Origin of the sequence: Streptomyces sp. H39-C1 (assembly GCF_027158125.1) — a bacterium.
In the GTDB taxonomy this organism is placed as follows: domain Bacteria; phylum Actinomycetota; class Actinomycetes; order Streptomycetales; family Streptomycetaceae; genus Actinacidiphila; species Actinacidiphila fildesensis.
Genome location: NZ_JAPVLS010000079.1, coordinates 38,303 through 46,433, shown reverse-complemented (window position 1 = coordinate 46,433; position 8,131 = coordinate 38,303). Strand labels below are relative to the sequence as shown.

Sequence of the window (8,131 nt, the reverse complement as noted above, 5' to 3'; positions counted from 1 at the left end):
CAAGGATCATGGGACGTAGACACTCACATGATCGCTGGCAACCGCGCCTGCCGCATGTTGCCACCTACCCCACCAGCAAGGCCAGTTGGGGCGAACCCGCTCAAGTCGACTTCACGCCGAGGCCCTGCACCGACCCCACCCGCGCGGGACACCGCAAGATACTCGCGTTCTTCCTGGTCGACCCGTCGGAAAGAATCGTCTCGACCTCCGATTTGCCACCACAGCAACCATGGTCCGACACATCGACGATGACGCTCAATCAGGCCAAGGAATACCGCGAACAACTCATGCAGGAACGCAAGTTCTTCGTCAATGAACACAATGAGCAGCTCTACGAACGAGAATTCTCCCTCTGCGAGCACTGAATCCCTCTGCCGTCGCGGCGCATTGGACGCTAGCGCCCAGGTGAGATAGTCGAGGCGCTGGACGGTCACCTGCCCCAGCACGTCACGGAGTCGGCGCGAAAGGCCGTCGGGGCCCGGGAGTGTCATTCCGCCCCCGAGGCCCCGCGCAGGTCCAACACTCCGCCCGAAGGCTGCCGTTTTCCGGCTCGTCCCCGTTGGGCTGCTCGGGAGGGTATGCGGCCGGAGCAGCCCCTGACGGGGTGCTCCGGCCGCTCGGCGTTCCAGCGGTGGTGGTACGCCAGTGTCACTTGGCCGTGAGGCAGCTGCCGCCGTTCATGGTGGTCGACATCGGCAGAGCGCGGCGTCGAGGCGATCTGCTTCGCCGACACCCGCGGCTCCCAAGTCGAGATCGTCCAGAACATCGGCCGGGCGCTCCGCCTCAACAAGGACGGCTCCATCAAGGTCGCCAGGATCATCGTGCCGGTGTTCCTGGAGTCCAACGAGGACCCTGACGACATGGTCGCCAGCGCCTCGTTCCGCCCCCTTATAGCCGTATTGCAGGGGTCTGCCGCACGATCGGGTGACATCTGAACTGGCTTGCCCTGCAGGGCAGGTGGGAAGGATGTCGCTGTGCCCAAGCCCTATCCGGAAGAGTTCCGCCAAGACGTCGTGCGGGTCGCGAGGAACCGCGGCCCGGGCGTGACGGTCGAGCAGGTGGCCGCCGACGGTGAGCGCCTGCCTTCGCAGGGCGAGGCTGCCGAGGACTGGGTGCGCGAAGCGCTTGAGTTCGTCACGGGCGGGTCGCGTCTCATTCCGCGCCCACAGACGGCGGAACTCCTCGTCCGTCTCCAACTCGGCGATCAAGCGGACGGTCCTGGGGTCGTTGGGTCGGCTTCGGCGCGCAGGGCCGCTGCGGTCTGCGCGGCAACTTCGGCCCAGTCGGGCAAGAGCCGGCGGGACGCCGGGTCGAGGAACACCCGGCCCGGACCAGGTTGCGCCCGGGCTCGTACAGGGGGGCGAGCGCGCGGGCCTGCTCGTCGGCGAGGTTGCGGCTCACGGCCGGGGCGGGCGGACACGAGAGCGTAGAGAAGGGCCAGCGCCGGCCGAGAAATGTGTCGAGGCCCGGTCCGAAGGCGGTCCCCGGTCATGATCCCTTGCTCAACCGGCGGGCAGCAGGCGAGACTTCACTTCGGATGGGCAAGGGCACATATGAGGGGGATCCATGGGACAGCCGGCACTCGTGCGCACCGGGACGACGGAATTCTTCGTCGAACTCGCGGAAGGCAGCGGTCCGCAGACCGTGGGCATTGCGGACGCACTGTCCTTCGACGGGGTCCGCGGTACGGTGGAGGCCATCGGCGACCAACTCGCCGCCGCCTGGGACAGGGTGCGACCCGATGAGGCGACTGTGGAGTTCGGGCTGAACCTCACCGCGAAGTCCGGGAAACTGACCGGCATGCTGATCGAGGGCAGCGGGGAGGCGGCGCTGCGGATCACCCTCACCTGGAAGGCCGGAAGCCGGCCCTGACCGGTCGGGGCCGCGCGATGTACACACGCGTCGAATCGCGGGAGTTGCGCCGCTGTGTCGTCAGGATCGACACCGTGGACCAACTGCTGTGCGGCACCGGGTTCTTCGTGGCACCCGGATGGGTACTGACCTGCGCACACGTCGTCAAGGACCAGGCGGCGGTCAGTGTGGTCACGGACGCGGGCATCAGCGCGCACCCGGTACAGGGCACCGTCGTGGCACGGTCCGCGCCGAAGGGGGCCGGCGCGCTGTGGCCCTTCCCCGATCTGGCCCTGATCCGCCTCGACGCCGCACTCGACCACCCTTGCGTCCTGCTCGAAGCCGATGATCCGCTCGGGGAGCAGGAGTGCCAGACCTGGGGCTACCCGCCTCGGGAATACGGCCTCGACCCGCCCGGCTCTCCCGCCACCTTCCGTTTCGAGGGAGTGGAAGGCGACGGCTACCTCCGGCTCAAGGCGGGACAGGCCAGACCGGGGCTGTCCGGGGCGCCGCTGTTGTGCCCCGAGCGCCGAGCGGTGGTCGGCGTCGTATCGGCCTCCCGGAACATCGACACGGATCTGGGCGGTTGGGCGTCGCCCGTCTCCGCGCTCTTCGACGGCGGCCCCGGCGTGCCGGCGGACCTGCTCGCCGCCGGCCGGCGGATACGCGGCCTCAACCGCGCCGCCGTCCTCGCCGACCGGACCGCCTGGCACCGTGTCCTGCCGGTCGCGGACTGCGCCACGGCGCTGGAGCGGCCCTGGGCGCCCTTCACCCGAGGTCCGCGCTCCAGTCCCGCAGATCTGCTGCGCAGCGACTTCGCGGTGGTCCCGTATCTGTTCCGCGACGCGGAACTCGACGCTCTGACCGCGTGGTGCCGGGCACCGCACGCGATGTCGGTGGTCCAGGTGGCCGGGCGCGGAGGCGCAGGCAAGACCCGCTTCGGCCTGGAACTGGCCGCCCGGATGGAGCGGCACGGCTGGGTGAGCGGGCTGTGGAGACGCGACAGCGCTCCAGCCGATCTGGCGCGGCTGCCACTCCCCCGGTTCGTGGTGATCGACTACGTCGAAGCCGTCGGCACGCCAGAGTTCCTGGCCCTGCTGGAAGCCCTGCGCCACGGCGCGACGGACATCGCGCCGGTCCGTGTTCTGCTGCTGACGCGCACCGGTACAGGTCCGTCGGCCGACACCCTGGCGAGGCTGGAGGAGGACGCGCCCGCACCGTTGCGGACGATCCTGTCCGAGGCCGGCGACAGCGCCACGGCCGCTGGGCACCTCACCGGCGAGCAGCGCCGGACGCTGTACCAACAGGCCGCTCACGCGTTCTCCCGTGCCTGGCACGCACCCGGCGGCCCGGTCGTCACGCCACCGGATCTGGACGACGCGCGCTACGGGCTGCCGTTGGAAGTTCTGTTCGAGGCGCTGGACCGCGTCCTTCGCCCGGATACCGAACCGGGGGCGGGGTCCGTCGGGGGGCCGGGCAACGAGGGACTTCCCGTGGACCGGATCCTTCGCCATGAGGAGCGCTACTGGGCGGCCACCGCGACCGCCGCCGGCGTGCCCTGGCTGGACGGTGCCTTGCGCCGCCGCCTGGTGGCGGCGGCGACACTCGCGGGCGCCGCCGACAGCCGGCAGGCCCACGCGCTGACCGCCCTGGCCGCGGCGCGGGAAGGCGGCTCGGGCCCGGAGAACCGGGCGCTCGTCGGATGGCTGGCAGGGCTCTACGAGGGACCCGCGCTCCTGGTCCCGTTGCGCCCCGACAAGCTGGGCGAAGCACTGGTGGCCGCGGTCCTGCGCGAGGACCTGCGGACGGGCCCGCCAGCGGACCTGGACAAGGCGCTGTTGACAGGTGTGCTGGGCCTGGACGCCGACGGCCAGGTCGTCCATGCGCTCGATGTGCTCGCCCGGCTGGGGACGGCGGACGGCGAGGTCACCACCTCGGTGGCTCAGGCGCTGGCTGCCCGGCTGCCCGCGCTCGCCCGGCGCGCCGAGCGAGCCGTGCAAGCCCCACCGACCGGGTCCGGCGACGTGTCGCTGCTGCACGGCCTGCTGCGGCTGGTCGGCGCCGAGCTGCTGGAGCGGATCTCAGCGGCCACCCGGTCCGCCGACGACAATGCGCTGCCCGACCTCGCCGCCGCCCTCCTGCGCCTCGGAGATCTCGCCAGGTCCTACGGACGCGGCGAGGAGGCCGGCCGGCTGTACCGCCAGGGCACGGCTCTCGGCCGGGACCTGATCCGCGATCACCCGGAAAACACCGGCCACCAGCGGGACCTGGGGGTGCTCTGCAACCGGCTGGGCGACACGGCCCGAGCCGCCGGGGACCGCAGTGAAGCCGCCAAGTGGTACCAGGAGGCTCTGGGCATCGCCGAGGGTCTGGTGCGGGCGACACCGTCGAGCCCGGTCCACCAGCGGGACCTGGCCGTGTGCTGCGACCGGCTCGGCGAGCTCGCCCGGTTGGACGGCCAGTGGTCCACGGCCGAGCGGCTGCACCGTAAGGCGCTGGCCACAGCACGCAGGCTCGCCACTGCGGAGCCGGGCGACGCCTCGGTGCAACGGGATCTGCTGGTCGCCTACAACCGGCTCGGGGATCTGCTGTCCGGCACGGAACAGCCGCACCAGGCCGCCGAGATGTACCGGCAGGCGGTCATGATCGGACAGGAGCTGGCGCGGCGCGCACCCGACAGCACCGTGCACCTGCGCGACCTGGCGGTCTCGTACAACCGGCTGGGCGATCTGGCCCGTGCCGAAGGCGGCCTGGACCGGGCCGCCGCTCAGTACCGCCAGTCCCTGCGGATCCGCGAGGAACTCGCGCGCACGGAACCCGAGAGCGCCGCCTCCCGCCGCGATCTGGGCCTGTGCTACGCCAGGTTGGGAGATCTCGCCCATGCCTCGCATCAGGGCGAGGAAGCGGCGCGCCTGTACCGGAATTCCTGGGAGGCGGCCTACACGCTCGTGCGGGACGAACCGCAGAACACGACCTATCAGGAGGATCTGACCGCCGTCCGCAAGCGTCTGGCGGCGCAACTGCGGGACCTGGACCAGCGCGCGCCGGGCGACGAGACCGGCGACGACGCGATGAGCTGGGCTGACCTGGCTCGTATGCTCCGGGAAAGCGCGGGAGAGGCCGACGGCGTGGACCTGGATGACGACGTCCAGGACATGTTCTTCGCGGAGCTGGGTTACGACTCGCTCGCTCTGCTGCAGGTGGCCGGCGCGACCGGCATCGAGTACGGACTCTGCCTGGACGACGATGCGATCGCCGAAGCGGACACCCCGCGCAGCCTGCTCGCCCTGATCAACGCCACCGCCGCCGACCTCCGCCGTACGTCGCGGCGCCCCTCGAACCGGAGAGCCGCGAACTGGAGAGCCGGACGTCCCGTCTCCGTCTCCGCCCTCCGCTCCTGGGTGGTCGGCTGGCTGACCGGCAACCTGGGGCTGAGTTCCGCGCAGATCGACCTCGGCGACACCTTCTCCGCGTGTGCGGGCTTCGACTCGATCCGGGCGCTCGATCTGTTCGACGACATCGAGATCGTTTATGGCGTCTACGTAGCTTTCGACTCCGGCTGGGGAGAACTCACCATCCGTAAATTCATCGGCGACCTCCACGCGGACGTGGCACGGCATCAGCAGCGCTAGAGCCTGTCTCTTGGAAGTGCGGTGCGCAGGGTGCTGCATGCCGGATCGAAATCTTGTGGCAGCAGCGTTCGCCCCGCAGCGGCTGATCGAGCGGGTCGTGGGCCTCGACGAGGCGGCAGCGCTGCCGCCTGGCTTCGACCGGGCCTCCCCCGCCGGGATGACGACGATCGATCCGCTCCACGGCTGAATCCACGGCGGACGCGGCCGGGGTGGCGGGCGTGGCGTCGGGATTTGTACGGGTTGTCGGGTGATGATGGCGCCGTGCGACTTGATCACGTGTCCTACGCGGTGGCCCGCGACAGCTTCGTCTCGACCGTCCAGCGGATCGGATCGGCCCTCGGCGCCGGGTTCGTCGACGGCGGCGTGCACCCGCGATTCGGCACCCGCAATTCTATTCTCCCGCTGAGCGGCGGCACCTACGTCGAGGTCGTCACCACACTCGACCACCCCGCCGCCGACCGCGCACCCTTCGGCCAGGCGGTCGCGCGCCGCGCCGCCGAGGGCGGCGGTTGGCTCGGTTGGGTGGTCTCCGTCGACGACATCGCCCCGGTCGAGACCCGCCTCGGCCGCACCTCGGCCGAGGGCCACCGCGTCCGCCCCGACGGGTTCGACCTGAGGTGGAAGCAGATCGGCCTGCTGGAACTGCTGGAGGACCCGCAACTGCCCTACTTCCTTCAGTGGTCGGTCCCCATCGAGGAGCGCCCGAGCGCCGACCCGCGCACCTCCACCACCATCCACGGGGTCTCCATCGCCGGCGACGCCGCCTCCATCGCCGAATTCCTCGGCGAACCGGCCGACCACCCCCTCGACCAGATCGACGTCACTTGGGTTGAGGATGAGGAACCGGGCCTGGTCTCGGTCGAGTTCGCCACCGCCCACGGCCCGGTCACGATCTGACCAGGGCCCGACTGCTCCGCGGGAGCAGCCGGCCGGGATCTCCCGGCTGGCGCGTGTCGATTTAGTGGATTGGTCAGTTGATCGGATGTGTCTGCCCGATCAGTGATCACTGATGCGATGTGGAGCCGGATCGAGCCGCTGATGCCGGCTGACCCGGTCCGTGGACGGCGGAGGGCCGATCACCGCCGAACGCTCGAGGCCATCGCGTGGCACCGCTACGAGACCATGGGCACCCCGGTCTATCCCGAGCCGCACACAGGGCTGCTGCCTTGCTGCACTCATTGGTCCGTGTCCCCGCGATGGAGCACAGCAACCTGCTGTACGCAGCCTCGGTCGCGGTGGCCTACCTCACCGCCAGCGGCCAGCCCGTCAAGGTCACCGCAGCCGAGGCCGGCGACCTCGTCGATCATGTCGACCACGGACAACTCGACGTCCGCCAGGCAGCCGCCGTCCTGCGCGGTTGGACCCATGCCTGACCTGCAAGCACCTCATGGGTGCCCACGGTGGACCTGCGGTGGTACCTAGCGAGCCCAATTTGGGGCATCCTGCCATCACGGCGAACAGCACCCCCAGGCGCGCGGCGGTCCGTCAACTTCGAGGCCGCCTGGTGCCGACCACCAACTAGTCGGGCCTTCATGGCGCATCGGCAGGACCAGGATGGAGAAGTGGGGGCCTGAACTCCAGTCCCGGCGACCCGGGGAACCCCGCTCCGGAGCCGAACCCTGAGCCTGAGCCCGGCGATGAGTGACGCGCCGGCGATCGGGGAGGTGGCGCACATCGCGGACCGGCTCCGGGTCCAGTGTGCGCAGGAGCTCGACGCACGCGAGAGCGGGTACTTCCATCAACGCGCCTGGCTGCGCACCGCCTTCCTGACGGTGCCCAGGGAGAACGTCGTCCCGGAGCAGGTGTGGTGGCCCCACCCCCGGGACGATGGCCTGCACCACGTCATCAACCGCGGCCAACACCCCCGCGCCTGGATCAAATCTGACCTCGCTGGGAAACAGGCGAAAGGACTGGGGGGACGCGTGGAGGGGCCCTGGTGCCATGGCACCAGGGCCCCGAAGGACGGAAAACACCACCTGCCGACCCCAATACTGCGCCGGCCTACTGTGTCCGCACCCGACCGGTAATCAGTCGGGGGTACGGGGATCGCTGATGCGTGACCGGAGACCACCTCACTATCGATGTCCTGCGGTACCCGGGCCCACTACTTCGCCCGGGCGATCCTGATGGCGCTCAACCCCTCCGTTCCCTCTGGATCAATCACTTGCTCGTTCGGTACTGCGCACTACGGGTGATACGTACTGCTGGTGGCCTTCACCGCACCACCGTCCGGCAGCCAGCCCCGTCGCCCGTACTGCAACTGCCCTGGCTTAGAACCCCACTGCCGAACCCCTTGGCACGCGCGCCCGCAGCCCGACGCCTTCACCAAGAGAACTTCATGCCACTGCACTGCTGGTACTGCCGTACAGCTGTGTTGCGGGTACTGCTGGTGGCCTTCACCGCACCACCGTCCGGCAGCCAGCCCCGTCGCCCGTACTGCAACCGCTCTGGCTTAGAACCCCACTGCCGAACCTCTCGGCACGCGCGCCCGCAGCCCGACGCCTTCACCGAGAGACCACTTGTGTACTGCGCTGCTGGTACTGCAACCGCATCTGGTACTGCTGTCCTGCGTGATGCGGTACTTCGGGTACTGCGTGTCAGACCTGCACGTGCCGTACTGCGTTACTGCGGTCCTGCGCGGCGGCCCC

At 70.0% G+C, this 8,131-nt stretch carries 7 protein-coding genes and 3 pseudogenes; 9 read left to right on the top strand and 1 reads right to left on the bottom strand.

What is annotated here, in order from left to right:
- Window positions 1-365, top strand: a 365-nt coding sequence (locus tag O3W51_RS36865) for a DUF4246 family protein (RefSeq protein ID WP_269288464.1), incomplete at its 5' end; no start/stop codon positions are given.
- 327 nt (window positions 366-692) lie between these two features.
- Window positions 693-908 (top strand): annotated as a pseudogene (locus tag O3W51_RS36860) (hypothetical protein); the annotation flags it as partial.
- 213 nt (window positions 909-1,121) lie between these two features.
- On the opposite strand, the pseudogene O3W51_RS48565 reads toward O3W51_RS36860, so the two are convergent.
- Window positions 1,122-1,492: pseudogene (locus O3W51_RS48565) on the bottom strand (MmyB family transcriptional regulator); the annotation flags it as partial.
- Between the two features lie 74 nt (window positions 1,493-1,566).
- On the opposite strand from O3W51_RS48565, the gene O3W51_RS36850 reads away from it, so the two are divergent.
- From O3W51_RS36850 to O3W51_RS36815, 7 genes and pseudogenes are all read left to right on the top strand, one after another.
- Window positions 1,567-1,872: a CU044_2847 family protein gene (locus tag O3W51_RS36850; protein ID WP_138357044.1), complete on the top strand. Its 306-nt coding sequence runs from the start codon at window positions 1,567-1,569 to the stop codon at window positions 1,870-1,872.
- A 17-nt stretch (window positions 1,873-1,889) separates the two neighbouring features.
- The gene (locus O3W51_RS36845; protein ID WP_198359371.1) at window positions 1,890-5,483 is read left to right on the top strand and encodes a tetratricopeptide repeat protein; all 3,594 of its coding nucleotides are present in this window, start codon (window positions 1,890-1,892) and stop codon (window positions 5,481-5,483) included.
- 37 nt (window positions 5,484-5,520) lie between these two features.
- On the top strand, window positions 5,521-5,670 hold the full coding sequence (locus tag O3W51_RS36835) for a hypothetical protein (RefSeq protein WP_164292077.1): 150 nt from the start codon (window positions 5,521-5,523) through the stop codon (window positions 5,668-5,670).
- Between the two features lie 74 nt (window positions 5,671-5,744).
- A complete protein-coding gene (locus tag O3W51_RS36830; protein WP_269288463.1) occupies window positions 5,745-6,380 on the top strand; it encodes a VOC family protein in 636 nt (211 codons plus the stop codon).
- 87 nt (window positions 6,381-6,467) lie between these two features.
- Window positions 6,468-6,635 (top strand): annotated as a pseudogene (locus O3W51_RS36825) (transposase); the annotation flags it as partial.
- A 44-nt stretch (window positions 6,636-6,679) separates the two neighbouring features.
- Complete coding sequence (locus tag O3W51_RS36820) at window positions 6,680-6,856, top strand: hypothetical protein (RefSeq protein WP_187145372.1); 177 nt, start codon at window positions 6,680-6,682, stop codon at window positions 6,854-6,856.
- A 264-nt stretch (window positions 6,857-7,120) separates the two neighbouring features.
- On the top strand, window positions 7,121-7,510 hold the full coding sequence (locus O3W51_RS36815; RefSeq protein ID WP_198359372.1) for a hypothetical protein: 390 nt from the start codon (window positions 7,121-7,123) through the stop codon (window positions 7,508-7,510).
- Window positions 7,511-8,131: the final 621 nt, after the last annotated feature.